Annotated in this window: 19 protein-coding genes; 11 read left to right on the top strand and 8 right to left on the bottom strand. The window is 61.4% G+C overall.

What is annotated here, in order from left to right:
* The first annotated feature begins 44 nt into the window (after positions 1–44).
* Entirely contained in the window at positions 45–380 is a 336-nt protein-coding gene (locus ABD833_RS04020) for a hypothetical protein (protein ID WP_345071138.1), read from the top strand.
* Positions 381–457: 77 nt separating this feature from the next.
* Here ABD833_RS04020 and ABD833_RS04025 read toward each other — a convergent pair whose 3' ends face one another.
* Both ABD833_RS04025 and ABD833_RS04030 read right to left on the bottom strand, forming a co-directional pair.
* Entirely contained in the window at positions 458–2,971 is a 2,514-nt protein-coding gene (locus tag ABD833_RS04025; RefSeq protein WP_345071140.1) for a M14 family metallopeptidase, read from the bottom strand.
* 321 nt (positions 2,972–3,292) lie between these two features.
* Complete coding sequence (locus ABD833_RS04030; RefSeq protein WP_345071141.1) at positions 3,293–3,580, bottom strand: hypothetical protein; 288 nt, start codon at positions 3,578–3,580, stop codon at positions 3,293–3,295.
* A gap of 188 nt (positions 3,581–3,768) precedes the next feature.
* On the opposite strand from ABD833_RS04030, the gene ABD833_RS04035 reads away from it, so the two are divergent.
* Both ABD833_RS04035 and ABD833_RS04040 read left to right on the top strand, forming a co-directional pair.
* Complete coding sequence (locus ABD833_RS04035; protein WP_345071142.1) at positions 3,769–4,248, top strand: hypothetical protein; 480 nt, start codon at positions 3,769–3,771, stop codon at positions 4,246–4,248.
* A gap of 95 nt (positions 4,249–4,343) precedes the next feature.
* Positions 4,344–5,252, top strand: coding sequence for a prohibitin family protein (locus ABD833_RS04040; RefSeq protein WP_345071144.1), 909 nt, complete (start codon positions 4,344–4,346; stop codon positions 5,250–5,252).
* A 76-nt stretch (positions 5,253–5,328) separates the two neighbouring features.
* Here ABD833_RS04040 and ABD833_RS04045 read toward each other — a convergent pair whose 3' ends face one another.
* Positions 5,329–6,654 (bottom strand): RagB/SusD family nutrient uptake outer membrane protein, encoded by a 1,326-nt coding sequence (locus tag ABD833_RS04045; protein ID WP_345071146.1) that lies wholly within the window; start codon positions 6,652–6,654, stop codon positions 5,329–5,331.
* Positions 6,655–6,717: 63 nt separating this feature from the next.
* Positions 6,718–9,810, bottom strand: a complete 3,093-nt coding sequence (locus ABD833_RS04050) for a SusC/RagA family TonB-linked outer membrane protein (RefSeq protein ID WP_345071148.1) — start codon at positions 9,808–9,810, stop codon at positions 6,718–6,720.
* Positions 9,811–10,161: 351 nt separating this feature from the next.
* Between ABD833_RS04050 and ABD833_RS04055 the strand changes: the two genes are divergently transcribed.
* A complete protein-coding gene (locus ABD833_RS04055) occupies positions 10,162–11,331 on the top strand; it encodes a ribonuclease D (RefSeq protein WP_345071149.1) in 1,170 nt (389 codons plus the stop codon).
* Between the two features lie 181 nt (positions 11,332–11,512).
* Here the strand turns inward: ABD833_RS04055 and aceA are convergent, their stop codons facing one another.
* Positions 11,513–12,799: an isocitrate lyase gene (gene aceA / locus ABD833_RS04060; RefSeq protein WP_345071150.1), complete on the bottom strand. Its 1,287-nt coding sequence runs from the start codon at positions 12,797–12,799 to the stop codon at positions 11,513–11,515.
* 305 nt (positions 12,800–13,104) lie between these two features.
* The gene (gene aceB, locus ABD833_RS04065) at positions 13,105–14,736 is read right to left on the bottom strand and encodes a malate synthase A (RefSeq protein WP_345071152.1); all 1,632 of its coding nucleotides are present in this window, start codon (positions 14,734–14,736) and stop codon (positions 13,105–13,107) included.
* 236 nt (positions 14,737–14,972) lie between these two features.
* On the opposite strand from aceB, the gene ABD833_RS04070 reads away from it, so the two are divergent.
* The 5 genes from ABD833_RS04070 (at position 14,973) to ABD833_RS04090 (ending at position 21,669) form a co-directional block, all read left to right on the top strand.
* Positions 14,973–16,421 (top strand): helix-turn-helix domain-containing protein, encoded by a 1,449-nt coding sequence (locus tag ABD833_RS04070; protein ID WP_345071154.1) that lies wholly within the window; start codon positions 14,973–14,975, stop codon positions 16,419–16,421.
* Between the two features lie 197 nt (positions 16,422–16,618).
* A complete protein-coding gene (locus tag ABD833_RS04075; protein WP_345071155.1) occupies positions 16,619–17,389 on the top strand; it encodes a class I SAM-dependent methyltransferase in 771 nt (256 codons plus the stop codon).
* A 19-nt stretch (positions 17,390–17,408) separates the two neighbouring features.
* Entirely contained in the window at positions 17,409–18,485 is a 1,077-nt protein-coding gene (gene mltG / locus ABD833_RS04080; RefSeq protein WP_345071157.1) for an endolytic transglycosylase MltG, read from the top strand.
* A gap of 523 nt (positions 18,486–19,008) precedes the next feature.
* Positions 19,009–20,217, top strand: a complete 1,209-nt coding sequence (locus ABD833_RS04085) for an OmpP1/FadL family transporter (RefSeq protein ID WP_345071158.1) — start codon at positions 19,009–19,011, stop codon at positions 20,215–20,217.
* A gap of 27 nt (positions 20,218–20,244) precedes the next feature.
* Positions 20,245–21,669: a hypothetical protein gene (locus ABD833_RS04090; RefSeq protein ID WP_345071159.1), complete on the top strand. Its 1,425-nt coding sequence runs from the start codon at positions 20,245–20,247 to the stop codon at positions 21,667–21,669.
* A 96-nt stretch (positions 21,670–21,765) separates the two neighbouring features.
* On the opposite strand, the gene ABD833_RS04095 is transcribed toward ABD833_RS04090, so the two are convergent.
* Positions 21,766–23,262: a hypothetical protein gene (locus ABD833_RS04095; protein WP_345071160.1), complete on the bottom strand. Its 1,497-nt coding sequence runs from the start codon at positions 23,260–23,262 to the stop codon at positions 21,766–21,768.
* 294 nt (positions 23,263–23,556) lie between these two features.
* Here ABD833_RS04095 and dtd point away from each other — a divergent pair, with 294 nt between their 5' ends.
* Together dtd and ABD833_RS04105 are read left to right on the top strand one after the other, a co-directional pair.
* Complete coding sequence (gene dtd, locus ABD833_RS04100) at positions 23,557–24,009, top strand: D-aminoacyl-tRNA deacylase (RefSeq protein ID WP_345071161.1); 453 nt, start codon at positions 23,557–23,559, stop codon at positions 24,007–24,009.
* A gap of 165 nt (positions 24,010–24,174) precedes the next feature.
* Positions 24,175–24,501, top strand: a complete 327-nt coding sequence (locus ABD833_RS04105; protein WP_345071162.1) for a nucleotide pyrophosphohydrolase — start codon at positions 24,175–24,177, stop codon at positions 24,499–24,501.
* 108 nt (positions 24,502–24,609) lie between these two features.
* Here ABD833_RS04105 and ABD833_RS04110 read toward each other — a convergent pair whose 3' ends face one another.
* On the bottom strand, positions 24,610–25,353 hold the full coding sequence (locus tag ABD833_RS04110; protein WP_345071163.1) for a 2-phosphosulfolactate phosphatase: 744 nt from the start codon (positions 25,351–25,353) through the stop codon (positions 24,610–24,612).
* Positions 25,354–25,409 lie beyond the last annotated feature (56 nt).

Consider the following 25,409-nt stretch of genomic DNA (forward strand, 5'->3'; position numbering starts at 1 on the left):
GCGCGTACACGGGGCAGTTTCATGTTCCAATTGCACTCCCTGCTATGAAAAAGATAAGCTTGTTGCTGGCTGTTGTGGCCTTCTCCGGCGTTTCCGCATTTGCTCAAACGACCACTACCCCCACCGGCACCACCGGTACTACTACCACCGGCACGACCACTACCGGTACCATGACCCAGAGCACGACTCCTACCACCACGCAGTCGACGACGACGACGACTGTGCAGGAGGAGCAGGATAAAACCCGCGCCGGCAAAGTAGTTGACCGCACAGGCCGGACCGCCAGGAAAGTAGGTCAGAAAACCGGCCGCGTTGCCCAAAAAGGCTACAAAGCCACCAAACGCGGCGTCAAGAAAGGCGTCGACAAAGTAACCGACTAGTCTCGTCCGCCCTCCGCAAAAAAGCCCTGTCAGTGATCTGACAGGGCTTTTTTGCACTCCAGGTAACTGCTCAGAGCTTACTGCCCGACAAAAAACAGCGCGTTGCCAAACAGCAGCTTACCGCCCTGCCAGAATCCGCGGAACAGCGGGTTGTCGGCCATGTAGACCACCTGGCCCCGGCCCATGTCCTGACTACCCAGCACGAAGGTGTCGGTGAGCTTGCGGCGGGCATCCCGGCCGGCGAAGCCGGCCGCGTAGCTGTCGCGCTTCAGCACGCCCACGTTCCAGCCCCCTTTGCCCATAAAGCGGTAGTTGAGCGTATCGCGCACCAGGGCGAAGTAAGTGCTGCCGTAGCCGAAGGCCAGCGGGTGGGTATTGTCGAGCTGCACGCGGTACACGCTGCCCTGCACCCGGTCGTCGATGGGGTCCCGCTCGGAATCGGCGTAGCGGCGCAGCAGGCGGTAGGGGTTTGCTTTCTTCGCCGCCATGGTGTCAGCGGGCTTAGTTTTGAGCAGGAAGTCCTTTTTGTTGGCCAGGAAGCTGGCCGCGCCTTCCAAAGCGATGAGCTTGCCGCCGGCCCGTACCCAGGCCTTCAGGTTTTCCAGGTTCTTCTCGGAGTAAATATCGCCGTAGTCGCCATCGGGCAGAATAAGCACGTCGAACTTCTGCAGCGGCACACTCCGCAGGTAGTCCGCGCCCAGCACCGTAACGGGGTAGCCGATCTGCTGCTCGAAGAAGTGCCACACTTCCCCGAACGCCGTGGCCGACACTCCTTCCCCGGCAATAACGCCAATGGTGGGCCGGTTCACGTAGCGCACGTAGCCCGAGCCCAGATCGGCTCCGGTAGTGGAAAAACCGGACTTGACGGCCTGCACCTGCACTCCGGCGGAATCGGCCTGGGCCCGCACGAGCTGGTCGAAGCGGGGGCCCAGGTTTTCGTTGCCGGTGCGGGTGATGACCAGGGTGCCGGGCTGGTACTGCCGGCCTTCGGCTTCGAACCCCCGCTGGGCCACGCGCACCTTCACGCGCTGCTGCAACAGGCGGCTCAGAAAGCGCAAATCCTGCAGGCTGCTCCAGCGGGCCACGTAGGCGTAGGGCGTTTCTCCGGCCGTGGCGCCGCTCACGGTGGGCTTGGCTGCCGCTTTGGCCCCCGGCTCCAGCTTGTCGCGCAGGGCGTAGGCTTTCAGGCCAAACGCGTACGGCAGCGCCCAGGCCGTGATGTCATACGTGAGCGAGTCTTCCACCCGGGACTGGGGCTCAAACAGCACTTTCACCAGCGTCGATTTGGGCTGGTACATGCTCACCACCAGGTCCTGGGCTTCTACCTGCACGGTTTCGGTTTTACCGGAGCTGTAGTTGAAGCCGCTGGTGCGCAGGCGGCGCGGCGCGTAGCCGTAGCGGATCTGCTGGCGGTCGAGGTACTGGGTGAAGGCGCGGAGCTGGCCCGGGTCGCCGGCCCCGGCCAGCACGAAGGTTTTGTAGGTCCCGCCGGGCTTGGTGCGGGCCGTGGTGAAGTACTTCTGAAACTCCTGGATCAGCTCCACGTGCCGGTCCGAAGCGGCCTGAATGGTAGCCAGGCTGGCGGCGTGGTGGTGGGAGATGCGCTGGCTCAGCGTGAGCGTATCGCCATCGGCCTTGGCTACGCGCACCCCGGCCCGGCCCGAGCCGCCCTGCTCGTACGTCATGCCGATGGCGCCGTTGAACGAGGGGTAGGTGTCGCCGTAGCTGGGGTAGAACAGGTCGTAGGTTTCGCGGGTGAAGTAGAGCCAGTTGTTCTTGTCGAACACCTTGCGGTTGTAGTCGCCGATGATGTTCTGGAAGTTGCGCTGCCAGGGGGTGATATCCTCGTGGAAGGGCTTGGCCGCGGGCGAGAAATAGTAGGGGTCGTCCACGCTCATCTCGTGGAAATCGGCGTGCACCTGGGGCAGCCACTGGTTGTAGAGCGCCACGCGGGTTTTGCTTTCCTGCTGGGTCTGCCAGGCCCAGTCGCGGTTCAGGTCGAAGAAGTAGTGATTGTAGCGTCCGCCGGGCCAGGGCTCGTGGTGCTCCCAGGCGTAGGGCGAGGCGTTGGGCTGCTGGTTGCGCACCCGGTTGTACCACTGCACGTACCGCTCGCGGCCGTCGGGGTTCACGCAGGGGTCGATGAGCACTACCACATTCTGCAGCCACTGCTGGGTGAGCGTGTTCTGGGAATCAGCCAGGTCGTAGAGCACCTGCATCACGGCCTCCGACGACACCGACTCGTTGCCGTGGATGTTGTAGCTCAGCCACACGATAGCCGGCTGCTGACGCTGGACCGCCCCGGTTTCCAGCCCCGCCATCCGCAGGTTGTTGTGGCGGATTTCCTCCAGGCGGCTCAGGTTTTCGGGCGTTCCGACCTGCACCACTTCCAGGATCCGGCCCTCGTAGGTAGTGCCGTAGGGCTGAACCTTCATGCGTCCCCCGGCATTCTGCACCACCTGGCCGACGTAGTTCAGCAGCTGGGCGTGCGGGGTGAAGCGGCTGCCGAGCGGATAGCCTAAAAACTGGCTGGGCGTCAGCAGCGGGCCCGCCGTCGGCTGGGCAGTACTCAGCCGGGGCCAAAGGGGCAATAACAGTACGAGCAGAGCGGCTGCAAGCCACGTGGAGCGAGGCGCGGCCGGCTTCCGGCAGTAGAATTTCGTCATCAAACAGGGAAAAGAAGAACAAAGAAAGTAGGTCCGCCGCCACCGGATATCCGGCCGGCGCGGCCGCTGGTTGTAGCAGCGGGCTAATTTCGCCCACTTTGGGCATAGTCCTAATATTTGCGCTGGAATTTGTTCGGTCGCGGTTCGCGGCACGGTGGCCCTGCCCGCCTGATCCTTCGGACGCGACGCCCAGGGCAACCCGCCTTGACCTCCGGCAGCCGCCGTAGCCGGCCAGGGCCCCGTAGCTTAGCCGGGCAGTCCGGCATCAGGCGCAGCCTGGGGTATAGTACTGCCAGGGCTGGCGCCGGAATCTTTTTCGCGCAGCTGGTACAACACGTTTTCGGCCACGCCGCGCCCAAACAGGCAGATGCCGGCGTTGAAAACGCCCAGCGCCACGGTGCCCGCCGCGACCCACTCCGGCGTAGGTGCTCCACCGGCTTTCTTGGCCGTAGCCCACTGTATCAGACAGGCGCCAAACCCGATAACCAGCAGCCCCGAGGGGGCGAATACCAACCATTTCTTCTTGTGTGTCATAAGGCAGAGCGAGTTAGGGTAGCTACGGTAGCCTGATCCGGCAGCAGATGAGCCAGGCCGGGGCCAGTCTACTTCTCTTACGGCTAATCGTACCTTTGAGGGCTCGGGGTGCACCGCTTCCTGAGAATAACTCTTTTTTTGCCTGGGCCACCGCTTAGCCGGTGGATCCGTTACTTGTTTCCCCACTGATGAGTGCTATTTCCTACGAGCAGCTGCTCCACCAGGCCTTTTCCACGGCCGAAGACGCCACCCGCTTCCTGACGGAGCCTACTACCACGGCTTACGCCACGTTTGCGCGGGCATCTAAGGCGGAAGTAGCCTTCCGCTTCGAGCGGGTCCGGCTGGGGGTAGCCATGGCCCTGATGAAGCTACTGGCCGACCTCGGCGACCACGAGGAAAGCCGCCGCGTGCTGGAGGTGCTGCACAAAGCGCTGCGGGCCCAGTCCGTGGCCGATATCGACGCCACCATCACCCGCGACGCCAAGCTGTTTGAGCGGCTCTACACCAATCTGTACGTGAATGAGGACGGGGAGCTGCTGCTTAATCTGTTTGAGCGGGCCCTCGACGCGGATTCCCAGCCCCTGATGGACGAAGTAATTCAGGACGCGCTGGAAGTGGCCGGGGAGCTGGATTTCAGCCCCCACGGCGACGATGACGACCCCGAGTAGCGTTCAGCTACAAGATAAAGGACAAACCCTTACCTTGCCCTGATTGCCGCCCGGTCTGACCGCCGGACTATCTGGTTCACCTCATCTCCTGCTGTATGACCCTCGTTTTTCTGGGTATCGTGTTGCTTATTCTGGGCTTCAACGCCGCTAAAATCTCCTTCAGCTTCGAGCGGTTTCGCAGCACCCTGCTGCTTGGCGGCCTTGTGCTGGTGGTTCTGGGACTGGCCCTGAGCACCGTGGTGCAGATTGAAGCCGGCCAGGTAGGCGTGCAGACGCTGTTCGGCCAGGTGCAGTCGCGCATTCTGACCAGCGGGCTGAACGTGGTGAATCCGCTGGTGGACGTCACCAAGTTCGATACCCGCACCCAGAACTACACCATGTCGGCCCAACGCAGCGAGGGCCAGCAGGCCGGCGACGACGCCATCCGGGTGCTGAGCGCCGACGGCCTGGAAGTGGTGATTGATCTGACGGTGCTCTACCGCGTGGTGCCCGCCGAAACGCCCAAGGTGCTGTCGACTATCGGCGAGGCGTACCAGGACGCCATCGTGCGCCCCGTCACGCGTACCCGCATCCGCGACAACGCCGTGTACTACGATGCCGTGGCGCTGTATTCCACCAAGCGCGACGAGTTTCAGGCCCGCATCTTCAAGAGCATTTCCGACGACTTCAAAAACCGCGGCCTGCAGCTGGAGCAGCTCCTGATCCGCAACATCCAATTGCCCCAGTCGGTGAAGCGCAGCATCGAAAGCAAGATTTCGGCCGAGCAGGACGCCCAGAAAATGCAGTTCGTGGTGCAGAAGGAGCGCCAGGAAGCCGAGCGCAAGCGCGTGGAGGCCCAGGGCATTGCCGACTACCAGAAGATCATCAACCAGGAAATCACTGACAAGCTGCTGCAGTACGAAAGCATCAAGGCCAACAAGGAAATTGCCACTTCTCCCAATACCAAAGTCATTATCATGAGCGGCCGGGGCACGGCCCCGCAGGTGCTGATCGGGGATAAGTAAACAGGTATGACCATACACAAAAGAGCCTCCCGGAATCCCGGGAGGCTCTTTTATGCACGGTTAGCTGGGCGTAAGGCTACAGGTAAGCCTCGTTTTGCACCAGATTGGGATTCACATCCCGCTCCCGCTGCGGAATAGGCAGCACCAGCTTGGGCGAGTTGAAGGGCAGGGTACCGACTTTTTGCTTTAACCGCTTGATATCGTGCAGCCGGAAGCCTTCGAAAGCCAGCTCCAGCCGGCGCTCCAGCAATACACCGTCAATGGTGACGGCAGTAAGTGGCGAAGCGCCGGCCCGCGCTCTAACCGTATTGATATCGGCCAGTGGGGTAGCGCCTACCGATGCCCTGGCCCGCAGGTTAGCTTCGGCCCGGATCAGGTACATTTCGGCCGAGCGAATCACCTTCACGTTGCCATATTGCTGGTCGAACTTGAGCGTGTAGACATCGTCAAAAAACTGGCCCCGTTCGTCATCAGCCTCATATAGGTCAATGAAATCCTCGCTCACTTCAATGTCTTGCCGCTGCGACACCGAGAAATAGGTATTCAGGTCATTAAGCCCATCCTGGGAAGTAATCTGAATGGCGAAGATATCCTCCGAAGTGTTGGTGGTGGTTTCAAACTCCTCAGCAAAAGTACCCGTCAGAGGGTAGCGACCCGAAGCAATAACGCGGTTGGCGGCGGCAGCAGCTTCGGCGTAGCGCCCCTGCTGCAGATACACCCGGGCCAGCATGGCGGCGGCAGCGCCTTTAGTGGCAAAAAAACCGTTACCCGCCGGCAGCTTGGCCTCGGCATCCGTCAGGTCGGCAATTACCTGGGTATATATCTGGGCCACCGTATTGCGCGATACCAGCGAAGCGCCATCGATCCGGCTCGTGGGCGTGAGTACCAGCGGCACGCCCAGGTTAGTCTGCGGGTTGCCGTCGTTCCAGTCGCGGCCAAACAGGCGCACCAGCTCGAAATACAGGGCCGCACGGATAAACCTGGCCTCGCCTTCGATCCGGTTTTTGCGCACGGCTACCACCTTATCGCCGTTGGCCAGCACGTTGTTGGTGATGTTGATGGCCTGGTAGGCATCGGTCCAGGTAGCGGCGGCGAAGGAGTTGTCCCGCTCAATGGCCTTTTCGATAAACTCCCGGGGCTGGGTGAACGTGCCCACGAACTCGAAGTCGCCATCATCACCCAGCAGGTCAGAGATGAACTGGATGTAGCCCCCATACAGCCGGTTGCTGCTCAGGGCGCTGTAGGAACCCACCAAAGCGGCTTCTACGTCGGCGGAAGTCAGCAGGGCCTTTTCGGCCCGCACCTGGTTTACGGGTTCTACGTCCAGCTTGCTGTCGCAGCTAACCAGCGCGCCGGTGGCCAGCATCGCGGCCAGGGCGAGGGAATGCAGTGATTTTTTCATGAGAATAAAGTCGGAAAGCGGGCGAACCCAGCGTTAATTTTTGGAAACAGACAGCAAGTCCGGTTAGAAAGCGACGTTCACCCCGAAGGTGTAGGTGCGGGCTTGCGGAGCGGAGTAGAAGTCGTTGCCCTGGGAGATGTTGCCCGTGTTGGCCCCGCTGGACAGGTAGTCAGCGTTAACTTCCGGGTCCCAGCCTTTGTAGTCGGTGAAGGTCAGCAGATTCACGCCGCTGAAATAGAGGCGGGCCGACTGCAGGTGGGCGGGCTGGATCCAGGCCAACGGCAGGTTGTAGCCCAGCGTCACGGTCTTCAGGCGCACGTAGGAGCCATCGGACAGGAAGCGGGATGATTCGCCGCCGCCACCAGTGCCATAAGCCAGGCCCGGCCGGGGACGGTCGAACAGCGTAGCCCGGGGCGTGTTGGTGATGTCGCCGGGCTTCTGCCAACGGTCCAGCTGGTCGCGGGTCAGGTTGTCGAAGCCGCCGGTAGCGTTGGCCGACTGGAACTTGCCGCCCCCGTCGTACACGTCGTTACCGAATACGCCCTGGAAGGTGAAGCTCAGATCGATGCCTTTATAGCCGAACGTGTTGGTTACCCCCCCATTCCATCTGGGGTTAGGATCGCCGATAAGCACCCGCTCAGCGTCGTCGTAGCGGTTGGTTTTCGTGCGGTCGGTGCTGCCATCCGCATTTATCTTGTTCAGAAAGTACAGCGCATCCCCGTTGGCCGGATCAACTCCGGCGTATTCCTTACCATAAAACGAGCCCAGGGGCTGGCCTTCGATGGCGCGGTTCAGGAACCCGCCCTCAATCACCTGCCCATCGAGGTTGGTCACCTTGTTGCGGTTGATGGACGCATTCAGGCTGGTGTTCCAGGTGAAGGCATCAACCAGATTGCGGGTGTTCAGGACGAACTCGATGCCCTTGTTTTCCAGCTTGCCCACGTTGCGGAACTGCCGGGTGAAGCCCGAAGTGCCCGGTACGTTTATGTTCAGCGCCAGATCCTTGGTCTTCTTCTGATACACATCGATTTCGCCGCTCAGGCGGTTATCCAGGAAACCAAACTCCAGTCCGATGTCTGCCTGGGCCGTAGTTTCCCACTTCAGGTCCGGATTGGCCAGCTGCGACGGCCGCTGCCCCGGTACGCCCGCGTAGCCGCCGTCGCCGGAGTAAAGCGCCAGGGAAGGGAAGTCGCTGAACTCCTGGTTGCCCGTCAGGCCGTAGCTGATCCGGGGCTTCAGAAAGCTCAGCACTTTCTGATCCTGCAGGAAAGACTCCTCCGTAACCACCCAGCCCACGGAGCCCGCCGGGAAGTAGCCGTATTTATTGTTGTCGCCGAAGCGGGAGGAGCCGTCGATGCGCAGGCTGGCATTGACCAGGTACTTGCTGGCAAACGCGTAGTTGGCCCGGCCGAAATAAGACAGCAGCGTATTGCCGGTTTCGGAAGACGAACCGCCCGTGATGCTGGCCGCGTTGAGAATGGTCTTGTAGGAGTCGCTGGGGAATTGCTGGCCCGTAACGCTGTTCGAGCGCAGCTTCCGCGCCTCGAAGGCCATGCCGCCGATAGCTTCCACGCTGTGGTTTTCGGCGAACACCTTGCGGTAGCTCAGGAAGTTGTTGGTGGTGTAGCGGGCCACCGTCAGGCGGCGGTTGAAGCCGTCGCCCCGGTTCGGGCCATTGTTGCGGGACGTAATGCGGCCGGCAAACTGATCCTCTTCCTGGTTAAGCAGATCCAGTCCCAGCTCGCTGCGGAACGACAGACCGGGGAGGAACTCGTACTGGGCAAACACATTGCCCAGGTTGCGGTAGACCGTGGCCACGTAGGAGGCCCCAATCTGGCTCAGGATCGGGTTGTAGTAGGTAGGGTAGTTGGTGTTGGGGTTGCCAGTGGCCAGGTCCAGGGCCCCGCTCACCTGTCCCGTGCGGGGGTCAACCGTAGGACTGATCGGCGCGAGGGCGACAATCTGCATCGGCGTGCTGAAGGCGTTGTCGTTGGAGATACGGTTGTTGCGCGTCCGGCTCACGCCCACGTTCATGCCGAGCGTCAGCTTATCGGAAGCCTTCTGGTCGAGGTTGATGCGGGCCCCGATTTTCTCAAACTTGTTGCCGATCAGAATACCGCTCTGGTCGCTGTAGAGTCCCGACACGAAAAAGCGGGTTTTGTCGTTGCCGCCGCTCACGTTCAGATCATACTGGCCGAAAGGGGCGCGCTGAAAGGCTTCGTCCTGCCAGTCGGTATCGACGGTGCTCGTGGCGAAGTCGGCATTTTCGGCGGCGAAGCGCCGCAGGCGTCTTTCCGTAAACGCTTCCAGACCGGCGTTCTTGCCGGCTTCGCGGAAATACTCGATGTACTCGGCCGCGTTCAGGAAGTCCTTTTTGTTCGTTGGCTCACTGCGGCCGGTCTGGTAGCCCAGCGTGAAGCGCGTGTCGCCGGCCTTGCCCCGCTTGGTGGTGATGAGCACCACGCCATTCGAGGCCCGGGAGCCATAAATCGCCGAAGCCGAAGCATCTTTCAGGATGCTGAGGCTCTCGATGTCGTTCGGGTTCAGATCGGCAATCGGGTTGGTGGCCGCATCGGTCCCCGACAGGTTTTCCGAGATGAGGGGAATGCCGTCGATTACGTACAGGGGCTGGTTGCCGCCGCTCACGGAGCTGGTGCCCCGCACGCGCACCTTGATGCCCTGGCCGAGCTTGCCGCTGCTGTTTTCAATAAACACGCCGGCTGCTTTGCCCTGAATGGCTTGCTCAAAGCTCGGTACCGGCGCATTCTGCACTTCCTGCCCCGAAATCTGGGTGATGGCGCCGGTCAGGTCGGCTTTCGACTGGGTGCCGTAGCCAACTACCACCGTTTCACTGAGGAGCGTGGCATTGGTGGCCAGCGCTACATTCACTACCGAGCGGCTGCCGACGGGCACGTTCTGGCTCACGAAGCCGATAGAGCTGACGACCAGCGTCGCGGTGGGCTGGACGGTGAGGGTAAAGTTACCCTCGGCGCCGGTGCTGGTCCCGTTCGTCGTGCCTCGTTCCACGATGGTCACGCCCGGTAGCCCCGAGCCATCGGCCGAGGTGATCCGGCCACTGATGGTCTGCGTCTGGGCCCAGGCCGTCACCGACAGCAAAAGGCTCCAGACCAAAAGGAAAAGTACTTTTTGTTTCATACGCTTGGTCTCTTCAGACCGGTTTGAGTGAGGAACAGCCAGTCCGGAGCTCTGGCAAAACGGAAAGAAAAAAGAGTGCGGGTGCCGCTAATGTAGTTTGTTTGATGCGGGATGTGCAATAATTCCACATTCGGTCGCCGTAATTACTATAATTTAATCAACCCACCAAGGTCCGGTTCCTTGATTTGCTCTTTACCAGCGTCCGTCAGCCGGTGCCGGCGAGCCTTTCCAGGGTCCCCGCGCTTGTTTCGCTTATTGGGTTTGCCCGCTCAGCTTAGCTACCTTTACCCGACCGACCGTAGCCCTATCCCGGCGCAGGCCAGTCGTAATCAGCCCTGCTATTCTTCGTAAATGCCTACCATTCACTACCTAACTACTGCCGCCGAGGTACAACAGGCGGCCGCTGCCCTACGCACTGCTCCCCGCATTGCCATCGATCTGGAGTTTGATGATATGCGCCACCGCTACGGCCGCAACCTCGCCCTGATCCAGATTTTCGACGGCGAAGTCGTGTACCTCATCGACCCGCTGCCGCTGACCAATCCGGCGCAGGATCTGGAGCCGCTCTGGGCCATTTTGCGCGACCCGGCGGTGGAGAAGGTATTTCACAGCTGCAAATCCGACATCCTGCTGCTCGACGAGGTCTATGGCGTGCACGTGCGGCCCATCACCGATACCAGCGTGCAGTACACGCTGCTGGGCGAATCGGACAACAACATTTCCCTGGGCCGCCTGATTCAGGCCGAAGTAGGGCTGGAAGTGGATAAAGGCGAGCAGAAGTCGAACTGGCTGAAGCGCCCCCTGACGGAAGCGCAGAGGCTTTACGCCGCCAACGACGTGCTTTACCTGTTTGAGCTGACCGATAAGCTGCGCGACAAGCTGGCCGCCCTGGGCCGCACCGGGTGGGCCGACCAGGAAAACCAGGCCCTGGAAGAGGTGCGCTACAACCGGGATGAGCGGCCCTACCTGCGCATGGCGGGCAAATACCGCATCCTGCCTAACGAGCTGCTGCTGTTCCGCGACCTGTATCTGCTCCGCGACCAGGTGGCCAAGCAGCTTGACCGGCCCCCCTACATGGTATTTGCCAACGACCGGCTTTCGGAGCTGGTGCGCGACACCCCGCGGGACCTCAACGACTGGAAAGCCGCCCGCGGCCTGCACCCGGAACTGAAACGCGCCCCTTTCCTCGATCAGCTGACGGCCCTGTCGCCCGCTAATTTCGTACCGGTACCCGAGCCGGCGGCCCCCGCCGAGCAGCGCCGCTTCCCGTTCCGGCGCCGCCTCAGCGGCGAAAAAGCCACCCGGGCTGATGCCCGCGAACAGCTTTTGATTCAGCTGAAGGCCCACCTCACCACCGACATGAACGGCTACGTGGCCAACCTGGTGCTGTCTAACCGCCTCGTGGCCGACATCGTGGAGCTGGGAGCCGACCAGGTGCTGCGCCCCTGGCAGAAAACTATCCTCCAGGAAACGGCCCGGCGCCACGACCTTGACTACCACGAGCTGGCTGATTCTTTCTGAACCACGGATTCCTCCGGATTTTTCGGATTGGTCGGATTTTGTGGACGATTAGCTTCACGCCAGAAAGGCCACCCAATTGGGTGGCCTTTCTTATTAGACTGCTAGCCAGATGGATAATCACCGGACGTTCACGCCGTCCACAAAATCCGATTAATCCGAAAAATCCGGAGGAATCCGTGGTTCAGACGTGGAACTGGGCTTCCTCAGTGCTGCCCACCAGCGCGCCGGTGCTGGACTTGCCAGCCGACACCACGTTCTGCACGGCATCGAAGTAGCCGGTGCCGACGAAGGACTGGTGCTTCACGGCTTTGAAACCGTGCTTTTGCAGCCCGAATTCGCGCTCCTGCAGCTCCGAATAGCCGGCCATGCCCCGCTCCCGGTAGGCCAGCGCCAGCTCGAACATGCTCGTATTGAGGGCGTGAAAACCGGCCAGGGTGATAAACTGAAACTTGTAGCCCAACGCGGCCAGCTCCTCGCGGAACGTTTCCATCTGCTCCACGCTGAGCTTGGAGGCCCAGTTGAACGACGGCGAGCAGTTGTAGGCCAGCAGCTTCCCGGGAAACCGGGCGTGAATGGCCGCGGCGAACTGGCGCGCCTGGCTCAGGTCGGGGTGAGAAGTTTCCATCCAGAGCAGGTCGGCGTAGGGCGCGTAGGCCAGGCCCCGCTCAATGCACGACTCCACCCCCGGCCGTACCCGGTAGAATCCTTCATTGGTGCGGCCTTCCTCCGTGAGCACGAAGGGCACGTCGCGCTCATCCACGTCACTCGTAATCAGGTCGGCGGCGTCGGCATCGGTGCGGGCTACGACCAGCGTAGGCACGCCCATTACGTCGGCGGCCAGGCGGGCGGCGACCAGCTTATTAATGGCTTCCTGCGTGGGCACCAGCACTTTGCCGCCCAGGTGGCCACACTTCTTGGCCGATGAAAGCTGATCCTCGAAGTGGACGCCCGCGGCGCCGGCCTCAATCATCATCTTCATCAGCTCAAACGCGTTCAGGTTGCCCCCAAAGCCGGCTTCCGCATCGGCTATGATGGGCACCAGCCAGTGCACGTCGCCGTCGCCGGTGAGGTTCTGAATCTGGTCGGCCCGCAGCAGGGCGTTGTTGATGCGCTTCACCACGCTCGGCACGCTGTCCACGGGATACAGGCTCTGGTCGGGGTACATCTGGCCGGCCCCGTTGGCGTCGGCGGCCACCTGCCAGCCGCTGAGGTAGATGGCGTTGAGGCCGGCCTGCACTTCCTGCACCGCCTGATTACCCGTCAGCGCGCCCAGCCCGGCCACGTATTCTTCCGAGTGCAGCAGATTCCACAGCCGCTCGGCCCCCTGCCGGGCCAGCGAGTACTCAATGTGGAGGCTGTTCTGGAGCTTCACCACATCCTCGGCCGAGTAGGGCCGCTCAATTCCTTTCCAGCGGGCATTCGTGGCCCAGTCGTGCTTGATGGCGGTAATCCGTTCGTGCTTTTTCATGGTGTTGGAAATGATGAGAGAAGTGAAACTTTGGAATTGACAGGCAAAGCGCGGCCCGGCCGGCTGGCAAAGCCGCTTTTTTGATCAGAAAACAGGAGGGAGGCAGGGTGGTGCCACGGCTTTTTTGCCGTGGTACCACTATCGTTGAACGACCGGCAGGCATTAGCAACGAAGTGGCACCACTATCGTTGAACGACCATCAGGCACAAGACAACGACAGTGGTACCTATCGTTGAACGACCGTCAGCCATCCGCAACGATAGTGGTACCACGAGGCCCTGCGGGCAACTCGTGGCACCACGACATCAGGCCAGCTGCTCGTAGGCGGGCACGGTCAGGAATTCGATGAATTTTTCGCTGATGACCATCCGGTCGAAGAGGCGGGCGGCGGGCAGGTACTGGCCGCGGGTATAGCGCTCCTCCCCTACCAGGGCCTTGATTTTTTCCAGCTGGTCCGGCACCAGGGAGCGGTACAGCTCCACGGTCACGTCGCGCCCATCCTGGAGCTTCGTGCCGGGCGTGTGGACCCACTGCCACACCTGCGCCCGGCTGATTTCGGCCGTGGCGGCGTCTTCCATCAGGTTGTAAATCGGCACGCAGCCGTTGCCGCCAAGCCAGGACTCAATATACTGAATGGCCACGTCGATGTTGAGCTTCAGGCCGGCCTCGGTGATGGTGCCCTGCGGAGCCTGCACGAGGTCGGCGGCGGTTACCTGCACGTCTTCGCGCTTGTTGTCGATCTGGTTCAGACCGGGCATCAGCTCGTTGAATACCTCCAGCGCCACCGGTACCAGGCCCGGATGCGCCACCCAGGTGCCGTCGTGGCCGTTTTTAGCTTCCCGGATCTTGTCCTGCCGGACTTTATCCAGGGCCAGCTCGTTGGCTTCGGGGTTGTTCTTGATCGGAATCTGGGCCGCCATGCCGCCGATGGCGTGTACCCCGCGGCGGTGGCAGGTCTGAACGACGAGCTGGGAGTAGGCCGCCATGAAGGGCACCGTCATGGTCACCTGGGCGCGGTCGGGCAGGGTAAATTCGGGCTTCCGCCCCAGACGCTTGATGTAGGAGAAGATGTAGTCCCAGCGGCCGCAGTTAAGGCCGGCGCTGTGCTCGCGCAGCTCGTAGAGAATCTCATTCAGCTCAAACGCGGCGGGCAGCGTCTCAATCAGCACCGTGGCTTTGATGCTGCACTTGGGCATTTTGAGTGACCACTGAGCGAAGCCGAACACGTCGTTCCAGAGCCGGGCTTCGAGGTGGCTTTCGATTTTGGGCAGGTAGAAATACGGGGCGCTGTCGCGGCGGCACAGCTCGTGCACGTTGTGGAAGTAGTACAGGCCGAAGTCGAACAACGAGGCGCTGATCGGCTCGCCGTCGACCAGCACGTGCTTTTCCAGCAGATGCCAGCCGCGGGGGCGCACCATGAGGGTCGCGGTTTTCTCGTTCAGCGTATACTCTTTGGTGGGCGTGCTCACGGAAATGGTGCGGCGCACGGCATCGCGCAGGTTGCGCTGGCCCTCAATCACATTGGCCCAGGTGGGTGAGTTGGAATCTTCCAGGTCGGCCATGAACACTTTAGCGCCGGAGTTCAGCGCGTTGATAATCATCTTCCGCTCCACGGGGCCGGTGATTTCCACGCGCCGGTCGAGCAGGTCGGCGGGCAGCGGGGCCACGGTCCAGGGCTTTTCGCGGATCAGGCGGGTTTCGGACAGAAAATCGGGCAGTACGCCGGCGTCAAACTCCCGTTGCCGGGTGTCGCGACGCAGCAGCACCTCGCGGCGCGTTTGGTCGAAGCGGCGGTGCAGCTCGGCTACGAAAGCCAAGGCCGAGGGCGTCAGGATTTCGGCGAACTCGGCCGAGTAAGAGCCCACTACTTTCACCCGCTCGGGCGTCAGGTAAGCGGGGGGCGAAACAAGCGTCTGAGGTTCAGCGAAAGGCGACATAAGACTGGCGTTTGGAGTGGTCGATGGGAAAGCTGATGGCCAAACATACAAAAGCGAATTTTATCATACTAGCGAATATTCGCTAAAATTAAAAAACACGGCTTTCTGAGTAGTTTTACGGGAATTTATTTTTTGCCTTCCCGAAGAGCACACCTAATCATTGATTTTCCGGGGAGGTAGGTTTTCGACGTTCCATTATGCTGAGTCACGGTCAGGTAGTACGGTTAATTTTTGGATTGAAGCTGCGGGAGCTGCGGCAGGAGCACGGCTTCACCCCCGCCGAGCTGGCCCGCGTCTGCGACGTGTCGGTTTCTTACCTCAATGAGATTGAGAAAGGCAAAAAGTACCCCAAGGCCGACAAGATTCTGAGTTTGAGCAAGGCCCTGGGCGTCACCTACGACCAGCTTACTTCGCTCACGCTGAGCCGCAAGCTGGAGCCGATTTCGGAGCTGCTCCAGTCGGATCTGCTGAAGGAATTCCCCCTGGAGATGTTCGGGCTGGACCCCATCCGCATCGTGGAGCTGATTTCGGATGCGCCGGCCAAGATGAACGCCTTCATCAGCACCCTGTTTGAAATAGCCCGCAACTACGAAATGCGGCAGGAGCACTTTTTCCTGGCGGCGCTGCGCTCCTACCAAGAAATGCACGACAACTACTTCGACGAGCTGGAGCAGGACGTGCGCGTGTTCGTGAGCCACGAAAAGCTGAGCGTGGGCGCGCCCTTCGACATCACCCAGCTCGAAACGGTCCTCACCCAGAAGTACGGCTACAGCATCGACCGCACGGCCCTGGGCGCCTATACCACCCTGGGCCGGCTCCGGTCAGTCTTTCAGCCCAAAACCCGCCGACTCCTGCTGCGCCCGGGCCTGACGGGCACGCAGGAAGCCTTCGTGCTGGGCCGCGAAATTGCCTTCAACTACCTCCATCTCAAGGAGCGGCCCTACGTGAATGCCAGCTTCCCCGTGCGCAGCTTCGACGAGGTGCTCAACAACTTCAAGGCGTCGTACTTCGCCGGGGCGCTGCTGATGGAGGAAGACAGTCTGGTGCGCGACTTCCAGAAGCTGTTTGCCAGCAAAAAGTGGGAACCCGCCGCGCTGCTGGACCTGATGGCCCGCTACGACGTGTCGCCGGAGATGTTCATGCAGCGCATCACCAACCTGCTGCCCCGGCATTTCGGCCTGCAAAGCCTGTTTTTCCTGCGCTTCGACCAGGCCAGTGCCGACGCGGCCTACGTGCTGACCAAGGAGCTGCACCTGTCGCGCCTGCACAATCCGCACGGCAACGAGCTGCACGAGCACTACTGCCGCCGCTGGATTTCGCTGCGCCTGATTGCCGAAGCCCGCCATAATCCGACCCCGGAAGCCCCCCTGACGGTTATCGGGGCGCAACGGTCCCGCTACTTCGGCACCGAGGATGAATACCTCTGCCTCACGCTGGCCCGGGCCGGCTCGGCCACTGAGCCCGCCGTGAGCGTGACCATCGGCCTGCTCTGCGACGAAAACCTGAAGCAGAAGGTGCGCTTTTTGGAAGACCCGGCTATTCCGCTGAAAATAGTAAACGAAACCTGCGAGCGGTGCCCGATTCCCGACTGTGAGGTGCGGGCCGCGGCGCCGCTGGAAATTGAACGTCAGCAGCGCAACCGGGAGCAGGAAGCCGCCGTGGCGGCGCTGGTAAATGGCGGGTAGGTTGGTTTTTGGTGGGTGGTTTTTGGTTTTTGGTGGTAGTCTTAGTGCTGGTAGCCTGAGCTACATTCCCCGACTTAAGCCTCAGCCATAAATACCTCGTGGTCAGTCATCAACTTCCGACCAATCATCCGACCATCTGAGCCAACAACCAAAAACCACCCACCAAAAACCACCCACCATTCACCAAAAACCAGAAGATGACCACCGCCAAAGAGCAGTTCGACCGTCAGGCCCGCCACTACAACGCCCAATGGAATACCTGGACCGAAGCTTCGCTGCATTGGCTGCTCACCCACGCCAACTGTCAGCCCACCGATGAAGTACTGGACGTAGCCACTGGCACCGGCTTCACCGCCCTGGCTTTCGCTCCCCGCGTGCGCTCCGTCGTGGGGCTGGATGTGTCGACCGGGATGCTGGCCCAGGCCCGGCAGCACCAGGCCGAAGCCGGCCTGGCCAACATCACCTGGCAGGAAGGCGCCGCCGAGGCCCTGCCGTTTGCCGATGACACGTTTTCGATGGTTACCTGCCGGATTGCGCCCCACCATTTCGAGTCGGTGCCGCGGTTTCTGGCCGAGGTAGCGCGGGTGCTGCGGCCCGGCGGCCGTTTCCTGCTGGCCGATACCACCGTGCCCGACAACGACCCGGCCACGGCCGCCTGGCAAAACCGCGTGGAGGCGCTGCGCGACCCGTCGCACCGCCGGAATCTGGCCCCGCAGCAGTGGCGGCAGGCAATCGAAACCGCCGGCCTGGATGTGGCAGAAATCGGGGTGCCCGGCCCGGAGGCCACCATGCAGCTGAACGACTGGCTGACCAGGGCCGGCTGTCCGGCGGAGCAGGCGGCGGCGGTGCGCACGGCTTTTGCTACCGCGCCTGAGGCTGCCCGCTCAGCCTTCCGGATTCAGCCGTTGGCGAACGAAGGTTATGCTTTCTGCTGGCAGCGGCTGGTAGCCAGGGCCACCAAGCGCTAGACCCTAACTTTTCAGTCCTTTGGCGCAACTACCTTCTGCTCTCCCTTCTTCCCGCCGCCGGTGGCGCCGCGTGGCCGGTGGGCTCCTGCTGCTGATTGTCCTGGGTGGGGCAGGCGCTTGCTACGTGGCCTGGCGGGTACTGTGGCAACCGAACGTTACCGTTTCCGCCTTCGGCCCGGCTTACCTCTACATCCGCACCGGTTCCTCCTACCAGGCAGTGCTGGACTCGCTGGAAAAGCACGACCTGCTGCGGGAGCCCGCCACCTTCCGCTGGCTGGCGGCGCGGCGCGAATATCCGGCCCACATCCGGCCCGGTCGCTATCTGCTCGACCCGGAGCTGGGCAATGCCGCCTTACTGGACCGCCTGCGGCACGGCCGGCAGGATACGGTGGCCTTCGAGCTGAACGCCTTTAAGTACAAGCCCCAGCTGGTCCGCCAGGTCAGCCGCCAGCTCGAAGCTGACTCCAGCGCCCTGCGGCGGCTTTTGAACGACAATGCCTTTCTACGGCGCCGCTACCAGCTCGACACCACCACCGTGCTGACGCTGTTCCTGCCCGGCCCTTACCGGCTGTTCTGGAACACGTCGGCCCGGCAGTTTCTGGATTCGGCGGCGGCCACGCACGGCCGGTTCTGGAACCCCCGGCGCCGCCGGCAGGCCGACTCGCTCCGGCTCTCGCCGGTGCAGGTGCACGTGCTGGCCAGCATCGTGCAGCGCGAAACGGCCAAGCCCGGGGATAAGCCCATCATTGCCGGGGTATACCTGAACCGCCTGCGCACCAACATGCGCCTGCAGGCCGACCCCACCCTGCTCTGGGCCATCGGCAACTTCGGGGTGAAGCGGGTGCTGAACCGGGACAAGCTCGTGGATTCGCCCTACAACACCTATAAGCACAAGGGCCTGCCGCCCGGCCCCATCACCTCGGCCAACCGCCAGAGCCTGAATGCCGTGCTGCAGCCCACGGCACACCGCTACTTCTTCTTCTGTGCCCGCCCCGACCTGAGCGGCTTCTCAGATTTTGCCGAAACCTACGCCGCCCACCGGCGCACCGCCCGCCGCTACCAGCACGCCCTCGACAGCCTGAAAATCCGGCGCTAACCGATTCATTCTGAATCCGGGGCCACTCCCGGGCAAGTTTCCCGACCCTGCGGGCGCTAGGCTATCATTATCACTGAATTAGGACTTACGCAAAATGCTTTCACGCAGTGTTTCGCAGTGCGAGGACGTTAAACACTGCGAAACACTGCGGTTCAACACTGCGAAACACTGCGTGAAATGGCACCAGGAGGGTTTTGCGTAAGTCCTATGAATGTTACGCAGGGTGAGGCGGGTTGCCGGCTGTCAGAAATCAGGAGTTGAGGGAGCAGGCGTTAAAAAAGGAAGGAACGAAACGGGTGACCAGGCAGACGCGCCTTACCTCGAAAACCTGCTCTTATGCTGCCTTCCAGCTTCTAACGCTTGGCTCCTCAAACCGGGGTTCAGTAATGCCCCGCGTAACAGCAGATTATCAATCTGATAAATCCTGGGAGCGGGTGGTTCTGAGTTGCGCGCGGCTTCGTACTTTTGTTTTCCTGTTGTTCGAAAATCCGCCTGCATGCCGCTTCGTTACCTTTCTTTTGGATTGCTCCTGTTTTCTCTTTCCGCCCATGCCGGCGGCTTTCAATCGGGCCCGCAAAGCGCCCGGACCCTGGGGTTGGGGGGAGCCAGCGTAGCCTACGTCCGCGACCTGGCCATTCTGTATTATAACCCGGCCGGCCTGGCCCAGCTGGATTCGCTGACGCACATCAGCGTAGGCCATTTGGCAAACGTGCGCCGCACCTCGTTTCTGGGGACCGATTCGCGCCGCCTGGTTGACCAGAAATTCCAGCCCTTGCCCGGGGGCTACTTCTACGCCACCAAAGCCCTTACTGATAAAGTAGCGGTAGGCTTGAGCATCAACACGCCCTACGGCTACGATACCCGCTGGCCCGGCGACTGGGAAGGCCGCAGCATAGTGCAGCAAGCCCGGCTGAACACCGTGTTTGTGCAGCCTACCGCAGCCCTCAGACTCAGTGAGAATTTCAGCGTTGGGGCCGGGGCCGTGTACGCGCTGGGCCGCATGAGTCAGCAGTATGCCCTCGGCGAGTATGACGACCGCGACGTAAGCGCCCAGTATTCGGGATCCGGCAGCGGCTTTGGCTTCAACGTCGGGATGTACGGAAAAACCGGGGAAAACCTCTCGTTCGGGGTCAGCTACCGCTCGCCGGTCACCCTAAAAGTCAAAAACGGGACGGCAGCCTACAACAACGTGCCGGCCATTGACGCCAGGAAGTATCCGGCGCGCACCAGCCTGCGCACCGACCTGAAACTGCCGGGGGCCTTGTCGGTCGGTATGGCGGATAACATCACCAAAAAGCTCCTGCTCACTTTCGATTTTACCCTCACGGGCTGGAGCCGCTTCGACTCGCTCACCTTCGATACCGGTGATGCGCCACGCCTGGCAACCCGCACCGTTGGGGGCCGCTACGAAGATGCCATGGCCTTCCGCGTAGGAAGCGAGTACGCCTACTCTGACAAGCTCACATTTCGGGCGGGCGTGAGCTACGACGAAACCCCGATCCGGGATGAGTATATCTCCCCCAACTTACCTGACGGCAACAAGCCCGGAGTATCAGCCGGGTTGAGCATCAGGCTGGGCGAGGATATGACGGCTGATCTGGCCTACCAGTTTGAGTATGTGGCCGAGCGCACCAGCCGCGTGGTGCAGGCCCGGGTGGGCGTGAACAACGTGGGGGGCACGTACCAAACGCAGGTCCATACGGCAGCCCTGGGCTTGTCTTATTCGTTTTAATTTTCCGCAGGCTTCTTTTCTCCTTCCGTGCAACTCACTTTTTCCTCCGCCACCCGGGTGGCCCTGCCCGCGCTGCTCGGCTCTCTGACGCTGTTGGGCTGCTCGCCCGATCAGGTGGTGCCCGCGTCCAGCGCCGGCCCACTCAACGTAAGCCAGTACCTTGCGGTCGGCGACAACTACACGGCCGGCTACAGCGACGGTGGCCTCACGCTAAGCAGCCAGCAATATTCAATACCCGCCCTGCTTGACCAGCAGTTTGCCCTGACCCTGGGTCGGGTATCTACCTTCCCCCAACCCACGTTGCCCGAGGGCACGGGGACGGGCTATTTACGGCTACAAGGCTTTGATGCCAGTGGCTTACCCCAGACCAAGCGCGTGACAACCGGCCGGAGCACCCGCGGCTCATTTATTAACCCCAGCGCCTGCGGGGGAAGTGCCGACACGACGTTCCTGTATTCACGGGCGACCAATACGCTGCCCCAGAACCTGGGAGTGCCGTTCATGCGTCTGTCGCAGATTGAAACCAAAGGCCTCGGCAATGAAGCCAATCTACAGCGCATCGGCCTGTTCAATCCGTTTCTGGAGCGTCTGCTGCCGGCCAATGATGAACGCACTTACCTGCAGGCGGTAACTGATGCCAGCGCCAGCGCGACGTTCTTCACCTTCTCCATGGGCCTGGGCGACGTGCTGCCTTATCTGCTCTCGGGGGGCAGCTGCACCAGCGCCAACCCAACTTCGGCAGCCATTAGCTTGATGAAAGCCAACGTCAAAAAGATCTTAGACAAGGTTTCGGACAATGGTCGTCGTCCGGGCATTATCTACTTGGCCCCCTATTCAATGAACCAGCTACCAATTCTGGGACGGGGCTCTATTGCCCGGGTTCAGGCGTTGGCCAAGTCAAACGACACCATATACGTTCAGGCCTCCACCCTATCAGGGGCTGTGCTTGTGCGGCCGATGTCGGCTAAAAACGATTATATCCTTCCTTCCGGGCTCGCCGAGTTCGGCAAGCGCCAGAACGTAGTCCTGCCGGGTGGTGGTACAGCATCCTTACGCTACGGACTACATTACCGTAACCCAATTAAGCTGCGCGACGTGCTTGATGAGGGCGAGTTTGGTCGGGTTAACCAAGCCGTTACAACTATTAATGATGAAGCGGTGCGCCTCGCAGACAAAGTCTACAAGCTGCCCGTTATCAATCGTAGTGTCAATGGGGTTAACCTGTATTCCCAGATTTCCCTCACGCCTCCTTTTAACGGTATCTCTGTCAATGGGGTAAAGTACACTGATGAGTTGATTAGAGGCAACTTTTATTCGCTGGACCAGTACTCGCTCACCCCGCGCGGTAATGCCATCATGGCTAATGCTATCATCCGTGAAATCAACCGCTTCTACAAGGCCAGCATCCCGTTGCTGGACCCCAATACCCTACCGACCACTGCCCATCCTTAGAAACTGGTAGTAGCGTGGGCATAAAGAAAGAAAAACGACTCTGCGGTCGTTTTCCTTTCTTTATGCCCACGCTACTACCAGCTCTCACAGCAACGCTTATAGCGGCAGCAACCGTAGCTGAACCGAATCGAGGCGGGCGGCCTGCTGACGGGCCAGGGTTTCGTGGTAGCTCAGGCCGGTGTATTCGGAGTGCTCCAGGAAAAGCAGCGGGCTGGTCAGCAGCGGCTCAGGCCAGGCCGCCAGGGCCGGCCGCCGGGCCAGGGAGTCGAACTGCGGCACCCCGGCCACGCGCCAGTAGGCATCGAGCAGCACGTACTGATAGCCGCGCCGCCGCAGAGCGGGCAGCTGATTCTCGTTCGTAATTCCCTGCAGGCTATCCAGGCCAAGGGCAAACGGGGCCAGACCGTGCCCCACGGTGCTGGCTACCCGCCGGGCCCCGTGCGCCTGCAGCCAGGCCGCCACCTGCGGGTAGCGGCTGGGCGTGTAGGCATAGATTTCGCGCTGAATCCGGTACAGGTTGAAACCAATCGCCAGCAGGACGACAGCGGCCAGCGCCCGTACCGGCAGCACGCGCCGCAGGCTCAGAAACGCCAGCGCATAGAACAACCCGTAGGCCAGCAGCAACCCCCGCGGGGCCTTAATCAGCAGCGACATACCGGCCAAGTAGCAATACGCCCACACCGCCAGGTAGCGGACCAGATTGATGCGGCGCAGCTCCGAAAACAGCTCCCGCCGCCACAGCACCGGCCCGGCTACCAGGGCCAGCAGCACCAGCGGCGACTCGAAGTCGCGCAGGTACTGGAGGTAGTAGAAAAGGTCGGTCTGCACTGAGCCCACGCGGCCGGAGGCATTGGCCGCGCCGGGAAACACAATGTTGTAGTACACGCCCACCCACCGGTACCACGGTAGTCCCGCAACCATGCCCACGGCGCTCAGCAGCACGTAAGGCGCTGCTACAAGGCCCGCGGCCCGCCACCAGCTGCCGCGCTGCCAGAAAAGTCCGTCGCGCTGGAGCAGCTCGAAAACCACCAGAATGGGCACCGTCAGCAGGAATTTATAATTGACGCACAAGCCCAGCATCAGCCAGAGCGCGGTGCGCAGCAAAGCCGGGCGGCTGGGGTGGCGCAGCCGGTGGTAATACGCCTGCAGCAGCCCGGCAAACAGCCCCAGGCTCGGGGAGCCCATCGTGAAGTCGCGGCCGGAGAAGGTCAGAAAGATAGATGAGCCGACCAGCAACGCCAGCAGCGCGGTTTCGGCGGGCCGCAGCCGGGCCTCGCGCCCCACGAAGGCGGCCAGCCAGCCCACGGCCCCTGTGGCCAGCAGGGCATTCAGGTATTGGAAGATGCGGAAGTTGGTGGTGAACCACGCCACCGGGGCGTACAGCAGCGAAAAGCCGGGGCTGCCGTGGTGAAACAGATTACGCAGGTTGCCCTGGGCTACTTCCTGCACAATCTGCCAGTTGCGCACCGAGTCGTAGTCGGGCAGGGCAGCGTCCGCCAGGCCGTAGAGCCGTAGCCCAGCCACGGCCAGCAGGGCCAGCAGCAGCCAGAAGGCGGTTTCTCGGGTCTGATTATCGTTCTTCGCGGCAGACACCTTTTTTTAATGCTGAATTTTGAATTGCTCCCACTCGCGCAGGCGGAGCAATATTACCAGTCTGCCTCCGGACTCCGCCCGGCCCGGCCCTTTCTTCCTTCCCAAACCCCGAATTCATAATTCCAGGACTTACGCAAAACCCTCCTGGTGCCATTTCACGCAGTGTTTCGCAGGGTTAAACCGCAGTGGTTCGCAGTGTTTAACGTCCTCGCACGGCGAAACACTGCGGTTTAACCCTGCGAAACACTGCGTGAAAGCATTTTGCGTAAGTCCTAAATTCATACTTCAAAAGAGATGCGAACAGTTATTCAGCGCGTAACCGAAGCCCGCGTAACCGTCGAAGGGCGCGTCACCGGGCAGATTGGTCCGGGCCTGCTGGTGCTGGCTGGTTTTGCTCCCGCCGACGATACCCGCGCCCTCGACTGGATGGCCCGCAAGCTGGTGCAGCTGCGCATTTTCGGCGACGACGAGGGCAAAATGAACCGCAGCGTGCAGGACATCGGCGGGCAGGTGCTGGTGGTGAGCCAGTTTACGCTGCTGGCCGACGCCCGCAAAGGCAACCGCCCCAGCTATATCGGCGCGGCGCCACCGCCGGTAGCGGTGCCCCTCTACGAGCAGTTCGTCGGGATGCTGGAGCAGCTGCTGGGCCAGCCCGTGCCTACCGGGGAGTTCGGAGCCGATATGCAGGTGCAGCTGCTCAACGACGGCCCGGTCACCATCGTGCTGGACTCGCCGGGGGCGTCGTAAAGGGCATTGTCCCAGCATCGAAGGTCATTCCAAGCTTGCCGAGGAATCTCGCGCGCTGACGAATGAGTAGTAATCCAACGACGCCACGCGAGATTCCCCGACTCCGCTACGCTACGCTCGGAATGACGTTCTAAGTAATCTTACCTCCCCAATTTCACCTTTGCCATGACTATCGAAGAAGCCCAAAAGACCGTGGACACCTGGATTCAGACTACCGGGGTGCGGTATTTCAACGAGCTGACCAATATGGCCATGCTCACCGAGGAAGTGGGCGAAGTAGCCCGCATCATTGCCCGGCAGTACGGTGAGCAGTCGTTCAAGGAGTCGGACCGGGACAAGGTACTGGCCGATGAGCTGGCCGACGTGCTGTTCGTGGTTATCTGCCTGGCTAACCAGACCGGCATCGACCTGACCGACGCCCTGCAGCGCAACCTGACCAAGAAAACCCTCCGCGACGCCGACCGCCACCAACAGAACGAGAAACTTCAATGAACAATCAACAATGAGCAATGAACAATTATCAATGAGCAATTATCAATGAGCAATTATCAATGAGCAGTTAACAGCTGTAAGTAGCCGTTAGACCGATCTGCTCATTGCTCATTGTTCATTGCTCATTGTTAATTGCTCATTGTTAATTGTTAATTGATTATCCCGCCAGATGGGCACGATATCGTACTCGTCCTGCTGCACGCAAAACGCCATATCCTGGTGCGCCTCCAGGTGGTTGAGCCGCCGGACGTGGGCCGATTTGAGCAGGTAGGCGGCTACGTCGGGTTGGGCGGTGCGCCAGAGATCGAGGGCGGCCAGCGTGGCGTCGGAGGCCGTGACGTCGAAATCGGCTTGCAGCCGCTCGGCCAGAGCGCCGCCGAAGAGCGTGTCTTCGAGGCAGAAATGGCCTTTCCAGCCCGCACACACTACCACCGCATCCTTATTCTGCCGGCGCAGGAAGCTGGCTACGGCTGCCAGATTCAGGAACGCGCCCAGCACCACCGCGTCGGCCGCCAGGGAAAGGTGCAGGGCGCGGGTGCCGTTGGTGGTGGTGATAGCAACGCCCCGCCCCCGCACCGGCACCACACCGTCGAGGTAGCCGAAGGGCGAGTTGCCCAGGTCCACGCCTTCGGCCTGCACGCCGTCGCGCTCGGCGGCGGTGAGGTAGCCCTGGGCGGCCAGGGCCCGGCACTCGGCCAGCTCGCTGCAGGGCACGATGTGCGTGACGCCCGCCGCCAGCGCCGTCACCATCGACGACGTAGCCCGCAGGATATCCACGATGACGGCCACCCGGCCCCGCAGATCAAACAGCGGCAGCAGCTCGGGGGAAAAACAGATGTCGAGAGAAGGCATATTTTTCAGTTACCAGTTACCAGTTGTGAGTTGCCCGTTGTGAGTTGCCTGTTGTG

This window comes from Hymenobacter fastidiosus (assembly GCF_039539565.1).
Lineage (GTDB): Bacteria > Bacteroidota > Bacteroidia > Cytophagales > Hymenobacteraceae > Hymenobacter > Hymenobacter fastidiosus.